Here is a 24,620-nt window from a genome sequence, read left to right as displayed (position 1 = left end):
CAACAATAAAATAACATTTTGTTACACTAATTTAGTAAACGTAATCTCTGCTCTGCCGTTGAAGAACCATACCTTTTCAATAATGAGCAATTTATGATCACTGTTTTTCGCCGTGCAGGCCTGGGGGCGAAGCTATCGCTACTTACAGGCGTCAGTGTCGCCACGCTATTTCTGCTGTTCACTTTTCTGCTCAGCCAAAAAGCCAGCCAGCAGCTTGAAGCCCTTGCGGTAGAGGATCTGCATAATCAGTCTACCGGTATGGTCGACATGGTGCAGATGTTTAACACCAGCCTGAGTGAAGAAGTGGAGAGCTATACCCGGCTGTTCACCACTTTTTTACCGCAGCCTCTGAGCATTGATGCTTCTCAACCCCAGACGATTAATGGGCTCAGCGTTCCACTGCTGAAAGGGGGAGAAACCGGGCTGCATGAAAACAACGCCCTGTCGGACGATTTCCTGAACCGTACAGGCGCCATTTCCACGCTGTTTGTACGCAGCGGTAATGACTTTGTCCGCGTCGCCACGTCCCTGCGCAAAGAGAATGGCGATCGGGCGATGGGTACCGTTCTGGATGCCTCCAGTCCGGCCTTTGCCGCCGTCAACAAAGGTGAAGTCTACCGCGGCCTGGCCCTGTTATTTGGCAAGCGCTACATCACTCAGTACCAGCCGGTAAAAAATGCCGAAGGGCAGGTCATTGCGATTGTCTTTGTCGGGGTGGACATCTCTCACTCCTGGAACGTCATGCGCGAGAAAATCCTGAACCGCCGCCTGGGCGAGAGCGGTCATTTCTTTGTGCTGGATCGCAGCAACGGCAAAACCCGCGGGCAATATCTGTTCCACACCACGGAAGAGGGGCAATTGCCCAGGTGGGACGTCGCGACACAGCAACAGCTGCTGGGTGACAAACCTGGCACGCTGGAACGCACAAGCGACGATGGACGCACGCTGAAAATGGCGTACACCCCGCTGCCAGGCTGGAACTGGACTATCGTGGGTGAAGTGGATAAATCGGTGCTGCTCGCAAGCGTCAACGCCATGCGCGACCGTTTCCTGCTGGCTGGCGTGGTCTTATCCATTCTCTTTGCAGCCCTGTTCGTGGTGCTTATTCGCCGGATGCTGACCCGGCCGCTGCGCAACGTGATCCATCTTGCCCGGCAATATGCTGCGGGCGATCTCCGCTCCAGCCTGCCCGTGACGCGCCAGGACGAGGTCGGGCAGTTGATCGATGCCATCAACGGCATCGGCGGCGGCCTGCAAAAAATTGTGCTGCAGGTTCGCGAAGCCGCAGGTGAGATCCATTTGGGCACCAACGCGCTGGCCTCCGATACCGGGGAGATTTCAGAGCAGATCAACAAGCAGGCGAGCAGCGTGGAAGAGACCTCCGCCAGCATGGAGCAACTGGCCGCGACCGTACAGCAAAATGCCGCCAATATGGAGCAAACGCAGCAGCTGGTGGGTGAAACCTCGCTCGCGGTCCATCAGGGTGGCGAAACCGTCGCCCACGCCGTGTCGACCATGGATGACATTCGCGAAGCGTCAAAACGCATTGAAGACATCACCCGCGTGATCGAGTCCATCGCTTTTCAGACCAATATTCTGGCGCTGAATGCGGCAGTGGAAGCGGCCCGCGCTGGCGAGCACGGTAAAGGGTTTGCGGTCGTCGCGCAGGAAGTTCGTGCCCTGGCGGGGCGTAGTGCGAATGCAGTGAAGGAGATTGAACAGCTGATTGGCGATACCCTCAGGAAAGTGAGCGAGGGTCACGCGCTGTCTGAACAGACGCGCCTGGCGATGGATGCCATCATCGTTCATATCGATAACATCAGCCAGCTGGTCACCGAGATTAACCATGCCTCACGCGAGCAATCCGCGGGGATCGGTCAGGTGAATCTCGCCATGACCCATATTGGCGAAGCGTCGCATATCAATGCCGATCGCATCTCACGCAGCGAACAAACCGCACTAACGCTGCGCGAGAAGGGCTCACATCTGACCGAACTGGTGAGTCTGTTCCAGCTTAAAAACTAGCCAACCCTGCCCGTGGCGCGCAGCAGCAGGTCACTTTGTACCTGCTCGCTCATCTGCGTACCGCCGCGAGTATCCAGCATCATGCGGCACCACGCCTGCGCCATCGGGGGCGACGCGTGCCGCAGCATTTGGCTACCGGCGCCCAGTAAAAAGAGCTGTTGAGCAATCTCCCTGCCCTGTGCCTCCTGCGGCTTACGCAGTTTTTGCTGAAGCTGTCGCCAGCTGCGGTCGAAGTGTCTGTCCTGCCCTTTTACCTGCGCAAACTCATCGGCAAGCAGGTCGTGAATACCCGGCTGCTTCGCCAGCACCCGCAGCACGTCCAGACACATGATATTGCCTGACCCTTCCCAGATGCTGTTCACGGGCATCTCGCGGTACAGACGGGGAAGTTCACTCTCCTCGCAATATCCGACGCCCCCCAGCACCTCCATCGCTTCCGCCACAAACGGAATGCCCGCTTTACACACGCTAAATTTCGCCGCCGGGGTAAACAGCCGCGCCCAGGCAGCCTCCTGCGGATCGGCTCGTTTATCCCACGCCCGGGCCAGACGGAACAGCAGCGCCGTTTGCCCCTCCAGCATCAGCGCCATTCGGCTTAATACCTCGCGCATTAACGGCTGGTCGATGAGGTTTTTGCCGAACGTCTGCCGCTGATGGGCGTGATACAGGGCCACCGAGAGCGCCCGACGCATCAGTCCGTGGCTCCCCAGCGCGCAGTCAAAGCGCGTCAGCCCGCCCATTTTCAGTATCTGCCGAACCCCTTCGCCCTCTTCCCCCAGTAGCCAGCCGGAGGCGTCGAGAAACTCTGCCTCGCTGCTGGCATTCGAGCGGTTGCCGAGCTTGTCCTTAAGGCGCTCCAGCCGCACGGCATTGCGCTGTCCGTCAGGCAAAAAGCGCGGAACAAAAAAGCAGGATAGCCCGCCTTTTGCCTGCGCCAGCACCAGATGGGCATCGCTTTGCGGGACGGAGAAAAACCATTTATGCCCCACCAGCCGGTAGCTGCCGTCGCTACATTTCTCCGCTTTGGTGGTGTTGCTGAGCACGTCTGAGCCGCCCTGTTTTTCCGTCATCCCCATGCCGATCAGCAGCCCGCGTTTTTGTCCCGCCGGAGCGAGATGGGGATCGTAGCGATCGCTCAGTAATGGCGTCAGCCAGTGCCGGAAAGGTTCAGGTAGCGCCTGCTGCAGCAGCGGTGTGGCGGCAAACGTCATGGTGACGGGGCACAGCGTTCCGGCTTCCACCTGCGCATGCAGCACAAACCGCGCGGCCCTGGCAACAAAGGAGCCTTTACGCGCCTCCTCTTCCCATGCGAGGTTATGTACGCGGTTGGCACACAGTCCCTGCATCAGCAAGTGCCACGCCGGGTGAAAGCGGACGTCATCCAGCCGTTCCCCGGTGGGGTCATAGCGCAATAACTCCGGCGGATTCACGTTCGCCAGCCTGCCCAGCTCCAGCGATTCCGCAGTACCTAACTGCTGACCGATGCTGGCGAGAAGCTCGATATCCCACTCAGCACCTTCGCGGGTCACCGCGTCACGCAGGGCACAATCAGAAAGGAAAAGGTTGCTGTTAGAGAGTGGTGAAGGTTGATTAAAAACGGTATGGGTCTGCCAGTGCATGCTGTTTCCCTCCTTCAGTGGCAATGAAGGTAAGTATGGACAGACCCCGATAACGCTGCATGGGAGTACGGTCACACAGTAGCGATCCCGCTGATATCATTCGTGAAATAGCTCACAGAACATAAGAATAAACTATTTCACCACCTCTTCTTTGTTGAATAATTTATTCTCACCCCTTTCAGTGAGGAAAGTTATGCAACCGGATGCGCACAAGCGAGCATTAATTGCAGGCTCCATTGGTAATTTTATCGAGTGGTATGAGTTTGCGGTCTATGGTTTTCTCGCAACCGTCATTGCGAAGAATTTCTTCCAGCTTGAAGGCGAAGCGGGGCTGACCAGCCTGATCCTCACCTACGCCTCGTTTGCCATCGCTTTCTTCTTCCGTCCGCTGGGGGCAGTGGTGTTTGGTCGCATCGGCGACCGGATTGGCCGAAAGCCGACGCTGATTATTGTGCTGGTGTTGATGACGCTCGCTACCGCCGCCATCGGTATGGTGCCGGTCTATGCCAGCATTGGCATTGCCGCGCCGCTCATTATCACGCTCCTGCGCATCCTGCAGGGGTTGTTCGCGGGCGGCGAGTACGGCGGTGCGGTCTCACTGATGACCGAGTTCGCCCCGCGCGGCAAACGCGGCCTGTACGGCGCGTGGCAGTCCTTCACCGTGGCGCTGGGCTTGTTAGCGGGCGCAGGCATTGTGGCGCTGCTCTCCGCCCTCCTCACGCCGGAAGCCCTGCATGACTGGGGCTGGCGCATTCCATTCTTCCTGGCGTTGCCTATGGGTATCGTGGCGCTGTGGCTACGTGTCAGTATGGAAGAGACGCCAGGCTTTGTGCAGCAACAGGAAAAGCCGGTCGCCGCTCAGGCAGATACCCTCGCCACGCTGAAAGCCATCATGTTGGGAATTGGCCGGGTAATGGTGTGGTCCGCAGCGGGGTACACCTATCTGGTGATTATGCCGACCTATCTGCAGTCAGCCCTGCATACCGGGTTTAACCAGGCGCTGCTGATCGCGGTAATTTCGAATATCGGTTTTGCGCTGACGATTATTCCGTCAGGGATCCTGAGCGACAGAATTGGCCGCCGCACGGTGATGATTATCGCCACTGTTTTGCTGCTGATCCTCGCCCTGCCGCTGCTGAAAATTCTGCAGGCGGAGTCCAGCACCCTGGCGGTGAAGACAGTCGTGGTCCTGATTGCAGGCGGTCTGGTAGGCATGCTGGCAGGGCCGGGGCCGGCAATGCTCTCTGAGATGTTCCCGACGCGCGTGCGCTATACCGGGCTTGGGCTGGCTTACTCCCTGTCGAATGCGATTTTCTCGGGCTGTGCGGGGCTGATTATCACCGGCCTGATTAAAGAAACGGGCAACCTGAATATTCCGGCGTATTACGTGATGGCGACGGCGGTAGTGAGTATTGTCGCGCTGATGACGCTGAGGAAGGATGACCATTTGCGGTCGTTAGAGGAGTGAGGTTGTTTTGCCGGGTGGCGGCTTCGCCTTACCCGGCCTACAAAACCGTAGGCCCGGTAAGCGAAGCGCCACCGGGCGAAAATCAGCTACGCTGACGCACTGCTTCAAACAGACAGATGCCCGTTGCAACAGAAACGTTCAGGGACGACACGCTGCCCGCCATCGGGATGCTGATCAGCTCGTCACAGTGCTCGCGGGTCAGACGACGCATACCTTCGCCTTCCGCCCCCATCACCAGCGCCAGACTGCCGGTCATTTTACTCTGGTACAGGGTATGATCCGCTTCACCGGCGGTACCGACGATCCAGATGTTCTCTTCCTGCAGCATACGCATGGTGCGTGCCAGGTTGGTCACGCGGATAAGCGGAACGTTTTCCGCCGCGCCGCAGGCCACTTTCTTCGCCGTCGCGTTCAGCTGTGCAGAACGGTCTTTCGGCACGATCACCGCGTGCACACCCGCCGCATCCGCGCTGCGCAGACACGCGCCGAGGTTGTGCGGATCGGTTACGCCATCGAGGATCAGGAAGAATGGATTCTCCAGCTCAGCGATCAGATCCGGCAGATCGTTTTCCTGATACTGACGACCCGGCTTCACGCGGGCGATGATCCCCTGATGAACCGCGCCTTCGCTTTTCTCATCCAGGAACTGGCGGTTTGCCAGCTGGATCACCACACCCTGTGCTTCCAGGGCATGGATCAGCGGCATCAGACGTTTGTCCTCACGCCCTTTCAGAATAAAGACTTCCTGAAAACGCTCCGGTGCGCGCTCGAGAAGGGCCTGCACCGCGTGGATGCCGTAAATCATTTCACTCATTGATGGTTCTCATTATGACTGTTCTTTTCCCTCTCCCCTTCGGGGAGAGGGTCAGGGTGAGGGGAATTTTACTCCGCCTGCTTTTTCTTCGCAGCGCGCTTCGCTTTGGTGGCAGCCGCTATTTTCTGCGTCTTCGCGGAAGGCTTTTTCGCTGAGCGAGCTTCTTTCTTCGCCGCCTTCGGCTTCTGCTTTTTCTCGCCGCGGAACGCGCTGTCCGGCTCGAAGTTCACCTTCTTCCCGGCCTGACGGCGCTTGCCGCTCGCTTTACCGTTGCCGCCTTTTTTCGCCCTTTCACGCTCGGTTTTACCGACGTTACGCGGCGCACGTTCGCTGGAGATCAGGCTGAAGTCGATTTTACGGTCGTCCATATTCACGGCCTCGACCTTCACTTCCACACGGTCGCCCAGACGATAGGTCTGACCGCCCGATTCGCCAATCAGACGCTGGCCGACCTGGTCAAAGCGGTAATAGTCGTTATCCAGGCTGGAGACGTGTACCAGACCGTCGATAAACAGCTCATCCAGACGAACGAAGAAGCCAAAGCCGGTCACGCTGGCAATCACACCTTTGAAGATGTTACCCACCTGGTCCAGCATAAAGTCGCACTTCAGCCAGTCCGCTACGTCACGCGTGGCTTCGTCGGCCCGACGCTCGGTCATGGAGCAGTGCTGACCCAGCTGCAGCATCTCTTCCATCGAATAGTGGTAGCCACCGGTTTCAGTGGTGTTTCCTTTATGGCCTTGCTCCTGCGCCAGCAGATACTTGATCGCACGGTGCAGAGAGAGGTCAGGATAACGACGGATCGGCGACGTAAAGTGGGCGTAAGACTGCAGCGCCAGGCCGAAGTGACCACGGTTTTCCGGATCGTAAATCGCCTGCTTCATTGAGCGCAACAGCATCGTCTGCAGCATTTCTGCATCCGGACGGTCGCCAATGGACTCCAGCAGTTCAGCGTAATCACGCGGCTCAGGTTTGTTACCACCCGGCAGCTCCAGACCCAGTTCGGCCAGCACGGAGCGGAACGCGGTGATGGCTTCCGTCGACGGCTTATCGTGAATACGGAACAGCGCCGGCTCTTTGGCTTTTTCGACGAAACGTGCCGCCGAGATGTTCGCCAGGATCATACACTCTTCGATCAGCTTGTGCGCGTCGTTACGCTGGGTCTGTTCAATACGCTCAATACGACGTTCGGCGTTGAATATAAACTTCGCCTCTTCGCTCTCAAAGGAGATCCCGCCGCGCTCCTCGCGCGCCTGATCCAGCGTTTTGTAGAGGTTATGCAACTCTTCGATGTGTTTGACCAGTGGCGCATACTGTTCGCGCAGATCCTGGTCGCCCTGCAGCATATGCCAGACCTTGGTATAGGTCAGGCGCGCATGCGAGCTCATTACCGCTTCGTAGAACTTGTAGCCGGTTAAGCGCCCTTTGTTGGAGATGGTCATCTCACACACCATACAGAGGCGATCAACCTGCGGGTTCAGGGAGCAGAGGCCGTTAGACAGCACTTCCGGCAGCATCGGCACAACCTGAGACGGGAAGTAGACCGAGGTACCACGGCTGCGCGCTTCGTTATCCAGCGGAGTATGCGGACGAACATAGTAGCTTACGTCGGCAATTGCCACCCACAGACGCCAGCCGCCGCCGCGCTTTTTCTCACAGTAGACGGCGTCATCGAAGTCGCGAGCGTCTTCACCATCGATCGTGACCAGCGGCAGGGAGCGGAGATCCACGCGGCCCACTTTGGATTCTTCCGGGACTTCTTCACGCAGGCTCTCGATCTGCTCTTCAACCGCTTTCGGCCAGATATATGGGATTTCATGGGTACGCAGCGCCATATCAACGGCCATGGTAGTCCCCATGTTGTCACCGAGCACTTCGACGATTTTACCCACAGCTTTGGTACGACGGGTTGGGCGCTGGGTGAGTTCAACGACCACCACGAAGCCCATGCGCGCGCCCATCACCTCTTCAGGTGGGATCAGAATGTCGAAGCTCAAACGGCTGTCGTCCGGCACCACGAAGCCCACACCCGCGTCGGTAAAGTAGCGGCCAACAATCTGGCTGGTTTTTGGCACCAGAACGCGTACGACACGCGCTTCGCGGCGACCTTTACGGTCGGCGCCCAGCGGCTGTGCCAGGATCTGATCGCCGTGGATGCACATTTTCATCTGTTCAGATGAGAGGTACAGATCGTCTTTACGCCCCTCAACGCGCAGGAAGCCGAAGCCATCGCGGTGACCAATGACGGTCCCTTTCAGCAGATCGAGGCGTTCCGGCAGCGCGTAGCACTGGCGGCGGGTAAAGACCAGTTGCCCGTCGCGTTCCATGGCGCGCAGGCGACGGCGAAGCGCTTCAGTTTGCTCTTCACCTTCAATGTTTAATTCAACGGCAAGTTCTTCACGGTTGGCGGGTTTTTCGCGTTTTGTTAAGTGTTCAATGATGAACTCGCGGCTGGGGATAGGATTCGCGTATTTTTCGGCTTCGCGTTCCTGGAAAGGATCGTGTGACATGTCGGTTCCTCCGTTGTCAGCTCCGGTGGAAATTTTCTTCATTCCACCAGCAATAATTTATAAAGCGGTTGATTCTCTTCAACCAAATCGGCCAGCGTGTAGTTATCCAGTTCCTTGAGAAAACCTTGCACGGCCTGAGAAAGCGCCTGTTTCAGGCGGCAAGCGGGCGTAATGTGGCAGAACTCGCTGCTGCAGTTCACCAGAGAGAGCGGTTCCAGTTCACGTACCACATCGCCAACACGAATGCTCTGTGCCGGTTTACCGAGACGGATCCCACCATTCTTCCCGCGGACGGCAGCAACGTATCCGGCACGACTAAGTTGATTGATTATTTTGACCATATGATTACGGGATACGCCGTAGACCTCTGTAACTTCAGAGATGCTGGTCATTTTCCCATCGGGTAACGACGCCATGTAAATCAGCGCACGTAAGCCGTAATCGGTGAAACTTGTTAACTGCACATCAACCTCAGGAAAAAGGGAAATCGCGGACAAACCGCAAAGATATTCATTAATGATGATAAACCAGCCAGATAGTTAGGGGCTAATTTATTTGACAGACGGGGCGAAAAAGCGGAGATCCAGGAGCGGTCGCCGGATGGCGCTACGCTTATCCGGCCTACGGGTCTCCCCGCAGGCCAGCAGTCACGAAGATTATGCGTCGAACGGGTCGCGCAGGATCATCGTTTCAGTACGATCCGGGCCGGTAGAGATAATGTCAATCGGCACTTCGGTCAGTTCTTCAATGCGCTTGATGTAATTCAGCGCCGCCTGAGGCAGGCCGCTACGCTCTTTCACACCGAAGGTGGTCTCAGACCAGCCCGGCATGGTTTCGTAGATTGGCTCGATGCCTTCCCAGTCGTCAGCAGCCAGCGGAGTGGTGGTCACTTCGCGGCCATCTGGCATACGGTAGCCTACGCAGATTTTCACTTCTTTCAGGCCGTCCAGGACGTCCAGTTTGGTCAGGCAGAAGCCAGACAGGGAGTTGATCTGCACGGCACGGCGCACCGCAACCGCATCCAGCCAGCCGGTACGACGACGACGACCGGTGGTCGCGCCAAACTCGTTACCCTGCTTGCACAGGAACTCGCCGGTTTCATCAAACAGTTCGGTCGGGAATGGACCCGCACCCACGCGAGTGGAGTACGCTTTGATGATGCCCAGTACGTAATCGACATAACGTGGGCCCAGGCCAGAGCCGGTCGCCACGCCACCTGCGGTGGTGTTAGAGGAGGTAACGTACGGATAGGTACCGTGGTCGATGTCCAGCAGCGTACCCTGCGCACCTTCAAACATGACGAAATCGCCACGCTTGCGCGCCTGGTCCAGCAGATCGGACACATCAACAACCATACCGGTCAGAATGTCTGCAATCGCCATGACGTCATCCAGTACTTTCTGGTAGTCAACAGCGTCAGCTTTGTAGAAGTTCACCAGCTGGAAGTTGTGATATTCCATCACTTCTTTCAGTTTTTCAGCGAAGGTTGCTTTGTCGAAGAGGTCGCCTACGCGCAGACCGCGACGTGCCACTTTATCTTCATACGCCGGGCCGATACCACGACCGGTGGTACCAATCGCTTTCGCACCGCGCGCTTTTTCACGCGCAACGTCCAGCGCCACGTGATAATCCAGGATCAGCGGGCAGGCTTCGGAGAGCAGCAGGCGCTCGCGAACAGGGATACCACGGTCTTCCAGACCTTTCATCTCTTTCATCAGCGCAGCTGGAGACAGCACAACGCCGTTACCGATGATGCTGGTGACGTTTTCGCGAAGAATGCCTGATGGAATAAGATGGAGGACGGTTTTTTCACCGTTGATTACGAGAGTATGGCCTGCGTTGTGACCGCCCTGGTAGCGTACAACATATTTAGCCCGTTCAGTCAGAAGATCAACAATCTTCCCTTTACCTTCGTCACCCCATTGGGTGCCCAGTACGACGACGTTGTTACCCATTTTTTTCAAAATCACCGTTTGCTTAAAAATGGATTCTACCATCGCTTTTTCAGATATACAGCACTTTTTGACCTCAGAATATCCCAAATCCGACCACTTTTTGATCAGCCAATCGTTTTCCTCAACATGTAGTAGATCACGATGCCAGCAACCACAAGACCGCCGCCAAAACGACGCAAAATATTATCGGGAAGTTGGCTCATCGTCGCGATCATGCGACGCCACGCGCGCGGATAAAGCATCGGGCCAAGGCCTTCCAGCACTAACACCAACGCCAGCGCGAGCCAAATGGTTGAATTCATTTTTATTCCTTATAAAAGAAAACCACCGCTCCATGGGAAGCGGTGGTTTGAATACTCAAACGAGCCTGAGTTTATCGCGTTGCGTTAGTCGGCGTCTTCATATAACGGAAGAAATCGCTGTCCGGGCTGAGCACCATCACATCCTGGTTGCTCTGGAAGCTATTCTCGTAAGCACGCAGGCTACGGATAAAGGCGTAGAAGTCTGGATCCTGGCTGAACGCATCGGCGAACAGCTTCGCGGCTTCCGCATCACCTTCACCGCGCAGAATACGGCCCTGACGCTCAGATTCCGCCAGCGTCTTGGTCACTTCATAGTCCGCTGCCGCACGCAGTTTCTCAGCCTCTTCCTGGCCCTGCGAACGGTGACGACGGGCGACCGCTTCACGCTCAGCGCGCATACGGTTGTAAATCGCCTCGGACACTTCCACAGGCAGGTTGATCTGCTTGATACGTACGTCGACCACTTCGATACCCAGCGCGGCCATACTGTTCGGGTTGATCACCGGCACTTTGCCGTTGGTTTCAGCCTGAACACGTTCTGCCGCTTTAGCGATCGCATCGTCCGCCGCTGGCGTTTCCACTTCGTCTTCCGTGCCCGCTGTACCGGAGTTCAGCGCATCACGCACTTCCAGGGTCAGACGACCGCGGGAGTCGGTCACGATATCCTTCACATCCAGACGACCAATCTCAGAACGCAGACGGTCAGAGAACTTACGTTTCAACAGCACTTCCGCCTGAGAAACGTCGCCGCCGCCTGTCGCCAGGAAGTAACGGCTGAAATCACTGATGCGCCATTTGATATAGGAATCAACGATCAGGTCTTTCTTCTCTTTCGTGACGAAACGGTCGGCCTGGTTATCCATGGTCTGAATACGCGCATCAAGCGTTTTCACAGACTGAATGAACGGCACCTTAAAGTGCAGGCCCGGCTCATAGATCACCGGACGTTTATCACTGTCACGCACGACGCTGCTGAACTGGAACTTAATCCCACGTTCACCCTCTTTCACGACGAAGATAGAGGTATAAAGCACGACCAGTACGATGATGATGATCGCAATAACTGACTTACGCATCCTTATTCCCCCTGACGCTGGTAGTCGTTACGCTGCGCGTTAGCACGGCGTTGGTCCATAATGTCACCATCGTTCGAAGAAGACGTGGTTGTTGCGCTTGTGCTACCGGATGACGCCGGTGGCAGACGCAGCAGGTTGTTGGCACCGCTGGTGTCAGCCTTCGCTGCCGGCGCTGAACCGCCCTTAAGCATCTGATCCAGTGGCAGCACCATCAGGTTTCCGCCTTTGTTGTCATTAACCAGCACTTTACGCGTGTGGCTAAGCACTTTTTCCATGGTCTCGATATAGAGACGCTCACGGGTAATTTCCGGAGCCGCCTTATATTCCGGCAGGATTTTCGCGAAGCGCGCCACTTCACCCTGGGCTTCCAGGATGGTCTGGGTCTTGTACGCACGCGCTTCTTCAAGAATACGCTGCGCCTGACCGTTAGCACGCGGCTGAACTTCGTTGGTGTACGCTTCCGCTTCACGGATGTACTGCTGTTCGTTTTCACGGGCGGCGATAGCGTCATCAAACGCGGCCTTCACCTCTTCCGGCGGACGAGCGGCCTGGAAGTTGACGTCCAGCAGAGTGATACCCATGTTGTACGGACGAATGGTCTCTTCCAGCTCACGCTGGGTATCGCTACGAATAACGGTACGACCTTCAGTCAGAATACGGTCCATGGTGTATTTACCGATCACCCCGCGCAGGGCGCTATCGGTCGCCTGGCGCAGACTGTCATCGGCGCTGGTCACGCTAAACAGATAACGTTCAGGATCGGTGACGCGGTACTGGACGTTCATCTCAACGCGCACCACGTTCTCATCAGACGTCAGCATCACACCAGACGCCGCCAGTTCACGGACAGATTCCACGTTGACCGCGGTCACGTCGTCAATGAAGGTCGGCTTCCAGTTCAGACCCGGCTCAACCAGATGGCTGAACTTACCAAAACGCGTAACCACACCGCGTTCCGCTTCTTTAATGGTGTAGAACCCGGTAGCAGCCCAGATGATTACCACGGCAGCGGCAACAATACCCACTACGCGACCACCCATTTGCGGGCGCGGCCCCTGGGTGGAATTCCCACCTGAGCCAGAACCTTTACCTCCGCCAAGACCACCAAGCTTCTTGCTTAGCTTGCGGAAGATATCATCCAGATCTGGCGGCCCCTGCTCGCGACCACCTTTGTTGCCATTTCCCCCAGAGTTGCCGCCTTGATTATTGCTGCTTCCCCACGGGTCGCGGTCCTGTCCGTTATTACCGGGCTGATTCCACGCCATGTATATGCTCCATATTTGTTATGCAAGGGCGAATTATTCAGGCATCCCCTTTCTGATCAGACGATATAGTCCGCCAGCGCAGGTTCTTGTTTACAGAGGCGACGCCAGTCAACGATCGGCATACGCACCTGCATCCCCACGCTGCCGTCATCCTCCATCCACTCTTTTTCTATCGCCTGAAGCTGATAAAACCGGCTGCGCAGCCTGCCTTCCTGTGGCGGCAATCGCAGCGTGTGCTGGGCTACCTCACCGGAAAGACGTTCTGTCAAAGCCTGGAAAAGCAGTGGCACACCAATACCGGACTGGGCAGAAAGCCAGACCCGAATCGGTTTGTTCTCTTCATCTCGGTCGATACGCGGCTCGAAATCCTCCAGCATATCGATCTTGTTCATCACCAACAGGGTTGGGATCTCGTGGGCGTCGATCTCTTCGAGCACCACGTTTACCGCGTCGATGTTCTCCTGCACGCGGACGTCTGCCGCGTCAATCACGTGCACCAGCAGAGTCGCCTGTCGCGTCTCCTGCAGGGTGGCTTTAAACGCCGCCACCAGGTCATGCGGCAGATGACGGATAAACCCAACGGTATCCGCCAGCACCGTCTCGCCGACGTCGGCTACGTCGATACGACGCAATGTGGGGTCCAGGGTCGCAAACAGCTGGTCTGCGGCATACACCTGGGCCTCGGTAATCTGGTTAAACAGGGTGGATTTACCGGCGTTGGTATACCCCACCAGCGACACCGTCGGGATGTCGGCTTTTGAGCGCGCGCGGCGCCCTTGCTCACGCTGTTTCTCAACGCGTTCCAGACGTGAGAGGATCTGGGTAATACGGCCACGCAGTAAACGACGGTCGGTTTCGAGCTGGGTCTCACCCGGACCGCGCAAACCAATCCCGCCTTTCTGTCTTTCAAGGTGGGTCCAGCCACGCACAAGCCGCGTCGCCAGATGGCGCAACTGCGCCAGCTCAACCTGCAGCTTACCTTCGTGGGTACGTGCACGCTGAGCAAAAATATCTAAAATCAACCCTGTGCGATCGATAACACGGCATTCGCAAAGACGTTCCAGGTTACGTTCCTGAGCCGGAGACAACGCATGGTCAAACAGCACGACTGACGCGCCGGTTGCTTTTACGGCATCCGCAATTTCTACTGCTTTACCTTCACCAACAAAATACTTTGGGTGCGGCGCTTTACGGCTACCGGTAATCACCTGCAATGCTTCGACACCGGCGGAAGAGACCAGAGATTCAAACTCCTGGAGGTCTTCCATATCTTTGTCTTGCGTAAAATAGATGTGTACCAGCACCGCCTGCTCACCGGCATCATAACGGTCAAACAAGCGTAAAATCCTCAAAAAAGATCAGCGGGGAACGCAGGATCGCTGGCTCCCCGTGTGGATAACAGCGCGAAACCTTATTCGGTGTCTTCACTGTCCTGCGCTGGCGCTGAAGAGCCCTGCGCGTTACTGCCATGATGGTAGTTACTGCCCGTGCCGCCGCCCGCGTTATTGCTGTGATGAGAGACCGGACGAGACGGAACAACAGTAGAGATAGCGTGCTTGTAGACCATCTGGCTGACCGTGTTTTTCAACAGGATCACGAACTGATCGAAAGACTCAATCTGACCTTGCAGCTTAATACCATTCACCAAATAAATAGAAACTGGAACACGTTCCCGACGCAATGCGTTCAGGAACGGATCTTGTAAAGATTGCCCCTTAGCCATTCTATCTTTTCCTTATATGCTTGTTTTGTACTTAGAACCTTGCGATTCTGAAAAATTGCGCACGATACGACTCAATTGTACACATTCAGTGAGCGATATCACCAACAACCTCAATCACTTCGTTTAACGCCTGTTGTGGTTTTTCACTGTCTAGCCAGTGAACCCCCTCCCAACCGCGCAACCAGGTGATCTGGCGCTTCGCTAACTGTCTCGTGGCGCAAACACCTCGATAAACCATTTCATCGTATGAAATCTCACCTTCAAGATACGACCACATCTGGCGGTATCCCACACAACGAACGGAAGGCATGTCCGTATGCAAATCTCCACGGGCAAATAGCGCCCGCACTTCTGCTTCAAAATCTGAAGCTAACATCTGATGAAAACGCTGCTCAATTCGTTGATGGAGCAGTTCACGGCTCGCCGGGGCGATGGCGAACTGATGCACCTGATACGGCAGAGCGTCTCCTGACGTTTGCGTCAGTTCCGTTAAAGTTTTACCCGAAATGAAAAAAACTTCCAGTGCCCGGGAAAGCCTTTGCGGATCATTTGGATGGATTCGCGCTGCCGCTACCGGGTCAATCTCCGCCAGTTGCTGATGCAAAACGTCCCACCCCTGCTCTGCCGCCTGCTGCTCAATCTTTGCTCGTATTTCCGGGTCCGCTGATGGCAGAGGAGAGAGCCCCTCCAGCAACGCCTTGAAATAGAGCATGGTTCCGCCAACCAACAGCGGTATACGTCCCGCCGCGGTTATCTCGGCCATCTCGGCTAAGGCATCCCGGCGAAAATCCGCTGCGGAGTAGGCCTGAGCCGGATCGAGAATATCCAGCAAACGGTGCGGTGCCGCACGCAGCTCTTCTGCGTCAGGCTTCGCCGTGCCGATATCCATCCCCCGATAGATGAGGGCGGAGTCGACGCTAATCAACTCTACAGGCAAAACTTTACGCAACTCGATGGCGAGCGCCGTTTTGCCGGAGGCCGTTGGGCCCATTAAAAAAATTGCCTTGGGCAGGCTCGCCTTACTGACATCAATCATGTTTCAGGGCGTTCATCGCCGTTTGTAAATCAACAGGTTGCAATAACCCACCCGGCGGCGCTTTCACCAGATGCGGACAGAGGCGTTCAACCTCCGCCAGCACGCTAATGGCCTGTGCCATGCTCCACGGCGCGTGTTCGCTGGCCAGATGGCGGGCGATCCACTGCGCGGTGTTAGCGGCATCAAACGATGTTTGCTGCGCCAGGTAGCCTATCAGTTCAGGAATCAAGTTTTGTAAATTTTGTTGGCGTAAGGGTAAAGGCACTGCACGAATTGTCACATGTTGTGGTTCGAGCACGATTTCAATCCCCATCTGCGCCAGTTGCGGCTCCGCACGCTGCAATACACTTGTTTCTTCGGGGGATATTTTCAGGCGAACCGGGATCAATAACGGCTGCGCACAGGCCGCATTTTCGCCCGGCGTAAGCTGGACCTGTTTGAGCCACCGTTCAGCGACCGGCAATGCCAGAAGCATCAATTTGCCGTCACGTTCAAGCAGTGCCATATCCGGCGCGATGATCGTCAGCACCCGGCCAAAACTCTGGCTATGGCCGTCCAGAGATGGCTGAGGAGCCGGAATGGGTTCTTTACGCTCCACAGCCGGCGTTTCCAGCAGTTTACGGTACAACGCCCCCTGCTGCTTTTGATAGCCAGGCTGGGCATGCGGGTAGTTCGCGCCCGTCGGGCGCGGTGCAGTTCCTGCTGAGGAGAAACGCGGGGCTTCCGGTTCCCGTGCAACGGCAGGCTCCGCAAAATGGTTACGGCCCGCAGCAACACGGTTTTCCGGGATCGGGCGCCGCGCAGGTTCTGCCTGTTCCAGCGGCAATGTCGATTCAACCTGCTGCTGCAGCACGCTGAGCACGCCCTGATAGATAAAATCATGCACCAGTCGCGACTGGTGGAACCGCACTTCATGCTTGGCAGGATGCACGTTCACATCCACCTGATGGGGGTCAATCTCCAGATAAAGCACGAAAGCGGGCTGCTGATCGGCCCCGAGCTTGTCTTCGCAGGCCTGACGAATGGCGTGATTAATGAGACGGTCGCGCATCATGCGGCCGTTCACGTAACAATACTGGATCTCCGCGAACGCTGCGCTGCTGGCGTTCGGGTCAGCCACCCAACCGCGCAGCGCCAGATCGCCATGCTGCCACTCAATAGCCAGCGCCTGTTCCAGAAACGGTGTACCGCAGATTGCCCCCAGACGGCGCTCTTTCTGCCCCCCCTCTGCCACCGCGCGATACTGGCGCATCACCTTGCCATTATGGCTAAGGTTAATGGTGACATCGAAACGGGCCAGCGCGATACGACGAATGATCTCGTCGATATGCCCGAACTCGGTTTTTTCGGTACGCATAAACTTGCGGCGGGCAGGCGTGTTATAGAACAGATCTAATACTTCAAGCGTCGTACCGACAGGATGCGCCGCGGGTTTGACCGTCACGTCCATATCGCGCCCTTCGGCGTATGCCTGCCATGCTTCCTGCTGGTCCGCGGTGCGGGAAGTCAGCGTTAAACGCGAAACCGAGCTGATACTGGCCAGCGCTTCGCCGCGAAACCCGAGGCTGATAATCGCTTCCAGGTCATCCAGAGAGGCTATTTTACTGGTGGCGTGACGGGCCAGCGCCAGCGCCAGCTCGTCTTTTTTAATGCCGCAGCCGTTGTCACGAATGCGAATCAGCTTTGCGCCACCGCGTTCGATATCAATATCAATGCGGGTCGCGCCCGCATCGAGGCTGTTTTCCACCAGCTCCTTCACCACCGACGCAGGGCGCTCCACCACCTCACCGGCGGCGATTTGGTTCGCAAGCTGCGGCGGTAGAACCTGAATCGGCATGAATGCTCCTTAGTTTGTCGCGGTCATCTCACCCGGCAGCGCGGCACTTGCCGTCTGGGCAGCTCCGCCCTGCGGCGCGGACTGCAGCGGATGAGCCTCGAAGTATTTACGCAGACCGTTATAAATCGCTTCGGCAAGCTGTTGCTGATAGCTGTCGCTGCCCAGCAAGCGTTCTTCACTGTTATTGCTGATAAAGCCGGTTTCCACGAGGATCGAAGGAATATCCGGCGAACGCAGAACCCCGAGGCTCGCATGCTCTGGACGGCGCTTGTGCAATGCCCCGATGCCCTGCAGCTGGTTCAGTACGTTAGTGGCGACATCATACCCGACGCGCTGGGAATGACCGAACTGTAAATCCAGTACCGCCTGGCTGAGATACGGGTCAGACTGGCTGTTAGCCAGCACATCCCCGGCACCGCCTAACAGTTCAGACTGTTTCTCATGCTCTTCAAGCCAGTTGGCCATTTCACTGTTTGCCCGGCGGTTCGACAGCACCCATACCGATGCGCCGGTCGCATTACGGTTAGGTGCGGCATCGGCGTGAATGGAGACCAGGAAATTGGCATTCTGCTTGCGCGCCACGTCTGATCGGCCCATCACGGAGATAAAATAGTCGCCGTCACGGGTGAGCACGCCTTTAAACATCGGGTCGTCGTTTAACAGCGCCCTGAGCTTGCGGGCAACCGCGATTGTGACGTTTTTCTCCTGCGTACCGCCCGGGCCAATCGCGCCAGGATCCTGACCGCCGTGCCCCGCATCAATGGCAATAATCACTTTGTCACCGCTGACCACGCGGCGTGCGCTGGCCGCAGGACGCGTAACGGTATTGCTGCTGGTGACGCTGGTTATGCGGTCGCTGTCTGTTTTGAAGGGATTACGCGCCGGTTCTGAAGGACGCGGGGTATACACCGGCGCTTCCACGCGTTTCGCGACAACCGGCGGCGGTGGAGGCGGCGGCACGTCTGCATTGATGGTAAACACCACCGTATAGTTCGCACCGTTTTGCTGCTTCACCGCCTTCGTTTTGCCCTTTTCGGTCAAATCGACCACCAGACGCAATGACTGACTATCTTTTGGCGTGCCCGAGCGAATACTTTTCACCAGATTGTTACCGCTGAACTGCAGCGGTAATCCCTGGATCACGCCGGTCTGTTTGATATCCAGCGCCACGCTGTGGCTGTCTGGCTGTGAAAATGCATATTCAGGATCGCCCATAAAGCTGAATGTGATCCGGGCCTGGCTTTCGCCGTTCGAGACCTGAATATCGGAGAGGTTTGCCGCCCCGGCCTGCGCGCACAGCAGTACCGTGGTAGCCAGCAACCAATTTTTAACGCGATTTATCATCCCGTCATCCCTACGCTTAACCGGCCAGACGCGCCAGTAAGGAACTGCCTGATGAGGAGACCGCACTGATGCGAGCCTCACGCCCTTGTGCCTGGTAATCTAAGTGAATTTCGACATCCGGGTCAGGCAGGACACCCGCACCTTGTTGCGGCCACTCCACCAGGCAGATGGCATCATTGGCAAAATAATCACGGATCCCCATAAATTCCAGCTCCTCAGGATCCGCAAGGCGGTATAAATCGAAGTGGTACACCATGAGATTTTCAAGGGTGTACGGCTCTACCAGCGTGTAGGTTGGGCTTTTCACATTCCCGTTGTGCCCTAACGCCTGCAAGAAACCCCGGCTGAAGGTGGTTTTACCCGCCCCTAAATCACCATACAGATAAATGACAGTTGCCCCCTGACAGGCCTGCGCCACGCGCTTGCCGAGATCTAAAGTGGCTTGTTCATCAGGTAAAGGAATCGCTCGATTAGTCATTTTCTACGTCAATCACATCCGGGTTAACCACACGCCGCAGCGTGCAAAAGAGATCGGTGGCCAGCATACCGCGTGTACCGTAACGCGCAGCCAGTTTATCTGCCGCGGCACCGTGGGCCACGCAGCCCGCGCAGGCTGCATCATAAAGGGGAAGTTTCTGTCCAAGCAATGCGCCAATGATACCGGAAAGCACATCGCCCATGCCGCCGCTCGCCATGCCCGCGTTTCCGGCATCGATAATGCTCTGAGCCTCATCACTGGCGACAACGGTTCCTGCCCCTTTCAAAACGGCAACACCTCCGTAACGTTTTACCAGACGCTGAGCAGAAAGTAAGCGATCGCTTTCAATTTCTGCCACGCTGCAGTTAAGCAGGCGCGCGGCTTCGCCGGGGTGTGGCGTCAGAATGCGATTGTGACGCTTATCCGGATTGATTGCCAGAAGGTTCAGCGCGTCGGCATCCCACAGCATCGGTTTACGAAAATTCTCGACCTTTTGCAGAGCCTGTTTACCCCACGCCTGCTGTCCAAGACCGGGTCCAATGACGACCACATCCGCCCATTCCAGGCTTTCTTCAAGGGTCTGGAGCGTAAGCTCATGGACCATCAGCTCCGGTCGGGCGGTGATTATCGGCGCAATATTCTCAACGCGAGTGAGCACTCGCACTAAACCGGCACCGCTTCGTAATGCCGCTTCACCGGCCATGCGGATAGCGCCCGCCGTACCGTGATCGCCCCCCACTATCACCAGCTTGCCATGATCGCCTTTATGGGACGTCGGGCGTCGGGGCGGAAGCCACGAAGCAAGGTGAGACGCATCAAAACGCGCGATGCGCATTTCCTGTCCTGCCAGCCAACTCTCCAGCCCCAGCGCATGGTGGTGCAACACGCCGACCACGTCCCGTGCTTTGCCGGTCAGCAAACCCGGTTTCAGGGCGATGAACGTCACCGTGTGCGCAGCCTGAATCACCGCCCCCGGCGTCGCTCCTGTTTGTGCGAGCAGACCCGACGGAATATCCAGCGCGACCACCGGCGCGGCGTGCCGATTGGCGTGTGTAATGAGCGCAGCAATGTTCTCGCGAGGCGCGCTACGCAGGCCGGTGCCCAGCAGACCATCAACAATCAGATCAACATCCTCTGGCCAGACGATATCTGGCGCATGAATCACTCCGCCTGCGTTCAGCCATGCCTCCCGCGCCGCGCTGGCCTCTTCCGGCAACGGTTTATCACTTTCGAGTGCCAGCAACGTCACGCGGATCCCCGCAGCCACTGCAAGACGGGCAACGACGTAACCGTCACCGCCGTTATTGCCGTGCCCGCACATTATCAGCCAGTGTGCAGCCTGCGGGTACGCGCTGCGGGCAACATTAAACGCCGCCTCGCCTGCCCGCTGCATCAGTTCATAAAGGGTGATACCGAGACTGTCAGCCGCCTCTTTTTCGGCATGCCGGAGCGCGTCCGCATGCCAGATGGAATGTGGTATACTTGCGGGGTTTTTCTTCACCGTATGGTCCGTCATGTCACAGCCCCTCGATCTCAATCAGTTAGCGCAAAAAATTAAACAGTGGGGTGCTGAGCTCGGCTTCCAGAAGGTAGGTATTACCGATACCGACCTCTCCGCCAGCGAGCCGAAACTGCAGGCCTGGCTGGATAAACAATACCACGGCGAAATGGAATGGATGGCGCGTCATGGCATGATGCGCGCCCGTCCACACGAGCTTTTGCCGGGCACGTTACGGGTCATCAGCGTGCGCATGAACTACCTGCCCGCCAACGCGGCTTTTGCGCGTACGCTCAAAAATCCCTCACTGGGTTACGTCAGCCGGTACGCCCTGGGGCGTGATTACCACAAGCTCTTGCGTAACCGCTTAAAAAAACTCGGGGAGACTATTCAGCAGCACTGTGTTTCGCTGAATTTTAGACCCTTTGTCGATTCTGCGCCCATTCTTGAGCGCCCGATCGCTGAAAAAGCCGGGCTTGGCTGGACAGGTAAGCACTCACTTATCCTTAGCCGCGACGCCGGTTCATTCTTCTTCCTGGGAGAACTGCTGATTGATTTACCGCTGCCGGTAGACGGTCCGGTCGAGGAAGGCTGTGGGCGCTGCGTGGCCTGTATGACCATCTGTCCGACAGGTGCCATCGTCGAGCCCTACACCGTTGATGCACGCCGCTGTATCTCCTACCTCACCATCGAACTGGAAGGGGCGATCCCGGAAGAATTTCGACCGCTTATCGGAAACCGGATCTACGGCTGTGACGACTGCCAGCTCATTTGCCCGTGGAACCGCTATTCGCAGCTCACGAATGAAGAGGATTTCAGCCCGCGTAAGGCGCTCCATGCCCCACAGCTCATTGAACTGTTTGCCTGGACCGAAGCCTGGTTCCTGAAAGTGACGGAAGGGTCGGCCATCCGCCGTATCGGCCATCTGCGCTGGCTGCGAAATGTTGCCGTGGCGCTGGGCAATGCCCCGTGGGATGAAGCGAATATCCGGGCGCTGGAAAGCCGTAGAGGTGAGCACCCACTTCTTGATGAACACATAGACTGGGCGATTACGCAGCAAATTGAGAAGCGTAATGCCTGCGTGGTGGAGGTGCAGCTTCCTCAGAAACAGCGGCTGGTGAGGGTAATCGAAAAAGGGCTCACGCGTGATGCGTGATATATTCACAGCCTGTGAATAAAAATAAAAACTCAAGCGCCATCTGGGCTTGAGAAGAGATCAAGTGATCTCGATAACATTTTGAAATGAAAATTTATCATTAAAATACAATGCATTAAAAAGATACTATTCACCCTGCTAACTTTTAGACCGGTTCCGCTAAAGCGCAGTTTCTGTGGATAACTCTGTTTACAAGAGTATTTCAGATGCAATAGAAAACGTCCTCAACGAGGTTATTCGCTGTGGATATTTTGGAGACGAAGAAGAATTTGGAGCGGGAAACGAGACTCGAACTCGCGACCCCGACCTTGGCAAGGTCGTGCTCTACCAACTGAGCTATTCCCGCTTGGGTGGTCCGTGCTGTGGAAGCACTTTCAAATTTTGGAGCGGGAAACGAGACTCGAACTCGCGACCCCGACCTTGGCAAGGTCGTGCTCTACCAACTGAGCTATTCCCGCTTGGGCAGTCCGTGCTGTGGAAGCACTTTTCAAATTTTGGAGCGGGAAACGAGACTCGAACTCGCGACCCCGACCTTGGCAAGGTCGTGCTCTACCAACTGAGCTATTCCCGCAAATCTGTACTGCTTTTGTTGCTGTCGTAACGCGTAATTCTCTGTCGTTACGGGAGGCGCATTATACGAGAAATCCTTTTAGCTGCAACCCCCCTGAAAGCGATTTTTTTGAAATTCAGTTCAAATGCTTATTTAATCGGCAAGCTGAACAATTTAACGACAAAAAGCCGGCCACGCAAGGCGCCGGTTCTCAAAATCACAGCTTAATAAAGTTTTCGCGATAGTAAGCAAGCTCCGCCACGGACTCGCGGATATCGTCCATCGCCTGGTGCGTCCCCTGCTTTTTAAAGCCATCGAGGATTTCAGGTTTCCAGCGACGCGCCAGCTCTTTCAGGGTGCTGACATCCAGATAACGGTAGTGGAAGTACGACTCCAGCTCCGGCATGTACTTAAACAGGAAACGGCGATCCTGGCCGATACTATTACCGCAGATAGGCGATTTACCTGCCGGTACCCACTGTTTCAGAAACGCCAGCGTCGCCAGCTCCGCCTCGCGGTCACCCAGGGTGCTCGCCTTCACGCGTTCTACCAGACCACTGCCGGTATGGGTACGCACGTTCCACTCATCCATCAACGCAAGCTGATCGTCTGACTGATGCACCGCAATGGTTGGCCCTTCCGCCAGGATATTGAGGTTGGCGTCGGTCACCAGGGTTGCAATCTCAATGATGCGATCGCGCTCGGGATCCAGCCCGGTCATTTCAAGGTCGATCCAAATCAGGTTGTTTTCATCCGCGCTCATGTTATTTTCCACCCTTCTCGCATAACCGGCAGTAGCAGGTTAACTAGTATTAATTAGAGTGTATCATAGAGGTTTTGCCCCTTACGGGCGACCAGGAGCCAGTGCGATTGAGTAAAAATAAACTCTCCAAAGGGCAGCAGCGTCGTGTGAATGCCAATCACCAGCGCCGTCTTAAAACCACTTCGGAGAAGGTCGATTACGACGACAACCTGTTTGGCGACCCGACGGAAGGCGTAGTCATCAGCCGTTTCGGTATGCACGCCGACGTGGAATCCGCCGATGGTGAGATCCACCGCTGCAACATCCGCCGGACCATTCGTTCTCTGGTGACCGGCGATCGCGTGGTCTGGCGGCCGGGTAAAGAGGCCGCGGAAGGCGTGACGGTAAAAGGTATCGTTGAAGCGGTGCATGAGCGCACGTCCGTATTAACCCGTCCCGATTTCTACGACGGGGTGAAACCAATTGCCGCCAACATTAACCAGATCGTTATCGTATCGGCAATTTTGCCTGAACTTTCGCTCAATATAATCGACCGTTACCTCGTCGCCTGCGAAACGCTGCAGGTTGAGCCGATCATCGTGCTGAACAAAATCGATCTGCTGGACGACGAAGGCATGGCGTTCGTCAACGAACAGATGGATATCTATCGCAAGATTGGCTACCGCGTGTTGATGGTCTCCAGCTATACCAAAGATGGCCTGAAACCGCTGGAAGAGGCGCTTACCGATCGCATCAGCATCTTTGCGGGCCAGTCCGGCGTGGGCAAATCAAGCCTGCTGAACAACCTGCTTGGCCTCCAGCAAGAGATCCTCACCAACGATGTGTCAGACGTCTCGGGCCTGGGCCAACATACCACCACCGCGTCGCGCCTGTATCACTTCCCGCACGGTGGTGATGTCATCGACTCCCCGGGCGTACGTGAGTTCGGCTTATGGCACCTTGAGCCGGAACAAATCTTTAACGGATTTGTCGAATTCCATGATTATTTAGGTGCTTGCAAGTACCGCGACTGTAAACACGATAACGACCCGGGCTGCGCTATCCGTGAAGCGGTTGAGAACGGTGAAATCGCCCAGACCCGCTTCGAGAACTACCACCGTATTCTTGAGAGCATGGATCAGGTAAAAACGCGTAAAAACTTTTCTGATTCTGATAACTGACAACTAAGCTAAGCATCGCTAAAATCGTCCCCCTTTTTTCA

Annotated in this window: 20 protein-coding genes and 3 tRNA genes; 4 read left to right on the top strand and 19 right to left on the bottom strand. The window is 56.3% G+C overall.

From position 1 onward, the window contains the following. Nucleotides 1-93 precede the first annotated feature (93 nt). On the top strand, nucleotides 94-2,025 hold the full coding sequence (locus SP99_RS02060; protein ID WP_047957595.1) for a methyl-accepting chemotaxis protein: 1,932 nt from the start codon (nucleotides 94-96) through the stop codon (nucleotides 2,023-2,025). Here the strand turns inward: SP99_RS02060 and SP99_RS02055 are convergent. Then, complete coding sequence (locus SP99_RS02055) at nucleotides 2,022-3,644, bottom strand: isovaleryl-CoA dehydrogenase (protein ID WP_047957594.1); 1,623 nt, start codon at nucleotides 3,642-3,644, stop codon at nucleotides 2,022-2,024. The two genes, SP99_RS02060 and SP99_RS02055, sit on opposite strands and share 4 nt — an antisense overlap. Before the next feature lie 193 nt (nucleotides 3,645-3,837). On the opposite strand from SP99_RS02055, the gene SP99_RS02050 reads away from it, so the two are divergent. Next, nucleotides 3,838-5,112 carry an MFS transporter gene (locus tag SP99_RS02050; protein WP_047957593.1) on the top strand — a complete coding sequence of 425 codons (1,275 nt, stop codon included), beginning with the start codon at nucleotides 3,838-3,840 and terminating at the stop codon, nucleotides 5,110-5,112. 82 nt (nucleotides 5,113-5,194) lie between these two features. Here the strand turns inward: SP99_RS02050 and rlmB are convergent, their stop codons facing one another. The 14 genes from rlmB to nnr all read right to left on the bottom strand — a co-directional run bounded on the left by rlmB (nucleotide 5,195) and on the right by nnr (nucleotide 20,968). Continuing rightward, nucleotides 5,195-5,926, bottom strand: a complete 732-nt coding sequence (rlmB, locus tag SP99_RS02045) for a 23S rRNA (guanosine(2251)-2'-O)-methyltransferase RlmB (protein ID WP_047957592.1) — start codon at nucleotides 5,924-5,926, stop codon at nucleotides 5,195-5,197. 68 nt (nucleotides 5,927-5,994) lie between these two features. Continuing rightward, on the bottom strand, nucleotides 5,995-8,436 hold the full coding sequence (rnr, locus tag SP99_RS02040) for a ribonuclease R (protein WP_045284416.1): 2,442 nt from the start codon (nucleotides 8,434-8,436) through the stop codon (nucleotides 5,995-5,997). 38 nt (nucleotides 8,437-8,474) lie between these two features. Next, a complete protein-coding gene (nsrR, locus tag SP99_RS02035; RefSeq protein WP_047959753.1) occupies nucleotides 8,475-8,900 on the bottom strand; it encodes a nitric oxide-sensing transcriptional repressor NsrR in 426 nt (141 codons plus the stop codon). A gap of 192 nt (nucleotides 8,901-9,092) precedes the next feature. Beyond that, a complete protein-coding gene (locus tag SP99_RS02030) occupies nucleotides 9,093-10,391 on the bottom strand; it encodes an adenylosuccinate synthase (RefSeq protein WP_045284473.1) in 1,299 nt (432 codons plus the stop codon). 104 nt (nucleotides 10,392-10,495) lie between these two features. Continuing rightward, a complete protein-coding gene (locus SP99_RS02025; RefSeq protein ID WP_003855996.1) occupies nucleotides 10,496-10,693 on the bottom strand; it encodes a DUF2065 domain-containing protein in 198 nt (65 codons plus the stop codon). A 71-nt stretch (nucleotides 10,694-10,764) separates the two neighbouring features. Beyond that, nucleotides 10,765-11,769, bottom strand: a complete 1,005-nt coding sequence (hflC, locus tag SP99_RS02020) for a protease modulator HflC (RefSeq protein WP_025758262.1) — start codon at nucleotides 11,767-11,769, stop codon at nucleotides 10,765-10,767. Between the two features lie 2 nt (nucleotides 11,770-11,771). Then, entirely contained in the window at nucleotides 11,772-13,034 is a 1,263-nt protein-coding gene (gene hflK / locus SP99_RS02015; protein ID WP_025758261.1) for an FtsH protease activity modulator HflK, read from the bottom strand. A 56-nt stretch (nucleotides 13,035-13,090) separates the two neighbouring features. Next, nucleotides 13,091-14,371 (bottom strand): ribosome rescue GTPase HflX, encoded by a 1,281-nt coding sequence (gene hflX, locus SP99_RS02010; protein ID WP_045284415.1) that lies wholly within the window; start codon nucleotides 14,369-14,371, stop codon nucleotides 13,091-13,093. A gap of 74 nt (nucleotides 14,372-14,445) precedes the next feature. After that, complete coding sequence (hfq, locus tag SP99_RS02005; protein ID WP_045284414.1) at nucleotides 14,446-14,757, bottom strand: RNA chaperone Hfq; 312 nt, start codon at nucleotides 14,755-14,757, stop codon at nucleotides 14,446-14,448. A gap of 85 nt (nucleotides 14,758-14,842) precedes the next feature. Beyond that, nucleotides 14,843-15,793 (bottom strand): tRNA (adenosine(37)-N6)-dimethylallyltransferase MiaA, encoded by a 951-nt coding sequence (gene miaA, locus SP99_RS02000; protein ID WP_047957591.1) that lies wholly within the window; start codon nucleotides 15,791-15,793, stop codon nucleotides 14,843-14,845. Then, entirely contained in the window at nucleotides 15,786-17,630 is a 1,845-nt protein-coding gene (gene mutL / locus SP99_RS01995; protein WP_047957590.1) for a DNA mismatch repair endonuclease MutL, read from the bottom strand. The genes miaA and mutL overlap by 8 nt, the downstream gene beginning before the upstream one ends. Nucleotides 17,631-17,639: 9 nt before the next feature. After that, complete coding sequence (amiB, locus tag SP99_RS01990; RefSeq protein ID WP_047957589.1) at nucleotides 17,640-18,974, bottom strand: N-acetylmuramoyl-L-alanine amidase AmiB; 1,335 nt, start codon at nucleotides 18,972-18,974, stop codon at nucleotides 17,640-17,642. A 16-nt stretch (nucleotides 18,975-18,990) separates the two neighbouring features. Beyond that, entirely contained in the window at nucleotides 18,991-19,452 is a 462-nt protein-coding gene (tsaE, locus tag SP99_RS01985) for a tRNA (adenosine(37)-N6)-threonylcarbamoyltransferase complex ATPase subunit type 1 TsaE (RefSeq protein ID WP_008502923.1), read from the bottom strand. Next, nucleotides 19,445-20,968: a bifunctional ADP-dependent NAD(P)H-hydrate dehydratase/NAD(P)H-hydrate epimerase gene (nnr, locus tag SP99_RS01980; RefSeq protein WP_047957588.1), complete on the bottom strand. Its 1,524-nt coding sequence runs from the start codon at nucleotides 20,966-20,968 to the stop codon at nucleotides 19,445-19,447. Before nnr ends, tsaE begins: the two co-directional genes overlap by 8 nt. On the opposite strand from nnr, the gene queG reads away from it, so the two are divergent. Continuing rightward, nucleotides 20,967-22,106: a tRNA epoxyqueuosine(34) reductase QueG gene (gene queG / locus SP99_RS01975; protein WP_047957587.1), complete on the top strand. Its 1,140-nt coding sequence runs from the start codon at nucleotides 20,967-20,969 to the stop codon at nucleotides 22,104-22,106. The genes nnr and queG overlap by 2 nt on opposite strands. A 270-nt stretch (nucleotides 22,107-22,376) precedes the next feature. Here the strand turns inward: queG and SP99_RS01970 are convergent. The 4 genes from SP99_RS01970 to orn form a co-directional block, all read right to left on the bottom strand. Beyond that, nucleotides 22,377-22,452: transfer RNA gene (locus tag SP99_RS01970), tRNA-Gly, on the bottom strand. 36 nt (nucleotides 22,453-22,488) lie between these two features. Continuing rightward, nucleotides 22,489-22,564 (bottom strand) — tRNA-Gly (locus tag SP99_RS01965). Nucleotides 22,565-22,601: 37 nt separating this feature from the next. Then, nucleotides 22,602-22,677 (bottom strand) — tRNA-Gly (locus SP99_RS01960). 196 nt (nucleotides 22,678-22,873) lie between these two features. After that, nucleotides 22,874-23,419 carry an oligoribonuclease gene (orn, locus tag SP99_RS01955; RefSeq protein ID WP_025758248.1) on the bottom strand — a complete coding sequence of 182 codons (546 nt, stop codon included), beginning with the start codon at nucleotides 23,417-23,419 and terminating at the stop codon, nucleotides 22,874-22,876. Nucleotides 23,420-23,526: 107 nt separating this feature from the next. Between orn and rsgA the strand changes: the two genes are divergently transcribed. Next, the gene (gene rsgA, locus SP99_RS01950) at nucleotides 23,527-24,579 is read left to right on the top strand and encodes a small ribosomal subunit biogenesis GTPase RsgA (protein ID WP_045286604.1); all 1,053 of its coding nucleotides are present in this window, start codon (nucleotides 23,527-23,529) and stop codon (nucleotides 24,577-24,579) included. The last annotated feature ends 41 nt before the right edge of the window (nucleotides 24,580-24,620 follow it).

It is taken from the genome of Enterobacter sp. BIDMC92, from assembly GCF_001030225.1.
Taxonomy (GTDB): Bacteria; Pseudomonadota; Gammaproteobacteria; order Enterobacterales; family Enterobacteriaceae; genus Enterobacter; species Enterobacter sichuanensis.
The sequence above is the reverse complement of the archived record's forward strand: the minus strand, read 5'-3'. Positions and strand labels throughout refer to the sequence as shown.

Excerpts from the sequence above, each read along its gene's own strand:
- rlmB (WP_047957592.1), bottom strand. The coding sequence starts at position 5,926 with ATGAGTGAAATGATTTACGGCATCCACGCGGTGCAGGCCCTTCTCGAG.
- SP99_RS02050 (WP_047957593.1), top strand. The coding sequence starts at position 3,838 with ATGCAACCGGATGCGCACAAGCGAGCATTAATTGCAGGCTCCATTGGT.
- hflK (WP_025758261.1), bottom strand. The coding sequence starts at position 13,034 with ATGGCGTGGAATCAGCCCGGTAATAACGGACAGGACCGCGACCCGTGG.
- rnr (WP_045284416.1), bottom strand. The coding sequence starts at position 8,436 with ATGTCACACGATCCTTTCCAGGAACGCGAAGCCGAAAAATACGCGAAT.
- tsaE (WP_008502923.1), bottom strand. The coding sequence starts at position 19,452 with ATGACTAATCGAGCGATTCCTTTACCTGATGAACAAGCCACTTTAGAT.
- miaA (WP_047957591.1), bottom strand. The coding sequence starts at position 15,793 with ATGATTGATGTCAGTAAGGCGAGCCTGCCCAAGGCAATTTTTTTAATG.
- hfq (WP_045284414.1), bottom strand. The coding sequence starts at position 14,757 with ATGGCTAAGGGGCAATCTTTACAAGATCCGTTCCTGAACGCATTGCGT.
- SP99_RS02060 (WP_047957595.1), top strand. The coding sequence starts at position 94 with ATGATCACTGTTTTTCGCCGTGCAGGCCTGGGGGCGAAGCTATCGCTA.
- nnr (WP_047957588.1), bottom strand. The coding sequence starts at position 20,968 with ATGACGGACCATACGGTGAAGAAAAACCCCGCAAGTATACCACATTCC.
- orn (WP_025758248.1), bottom strand. The coding sequence starts at position 23,419 with ATGAGCGCGGATGAAAACAACCTGATTTGGATCGACCTTGAAATGACC.
- mutL (WP_047957590.1), bottom strand. The coding sequence starts at position 17,630 with ATGCCGATTCAGGTTCTACCGCCGCAGCTTGCGAACCAAATCGCCGCC.
- queG (WP_047957587.1), top strand. The coding sequence starts at position 20,967 with ATGTCACAGCCCCTCGATCTCAATCAGTTAGCGCAAAAAATTAAACAG.
- hflC (WP_025758262.1), bottom strand. The coding sequence starts at position 11,769 with ATGCGTAAGTCAGTTATTGCGATCATCATCATCGTACTGGTCGTGCTT.
- SP99_RS02030 (WP_045284473.1), bottom strand. The coding sequence starts at position 10,391 with ATGGGTAACAACGTCGTCGTACTGGGCACCCAATGGGGTGACGAAGGT.
- SP99_RS02025 (WP_003855996.1), bottom strand. The coding sequence starts at position 10,693 with ATGAATTCAACCATTTGGCTCGCGCTGGCGTTGGTGTTAGTGCTGGAA.
- amiB (WP_047957589.1), bottom strand. The coding sequence starts at position 18,974 with ATGATAAATCGCGTTAAAAATTGGTTGCTGGCTACCACGGTACTGCTG.
- SP99_RS02055 (WP_047957594.1), bottom strand. The coding sequence starts at position 3,644 with ATGCACTGGCAGACCCATACCGTTTTTAATCAACCTTCACCACTCTCT.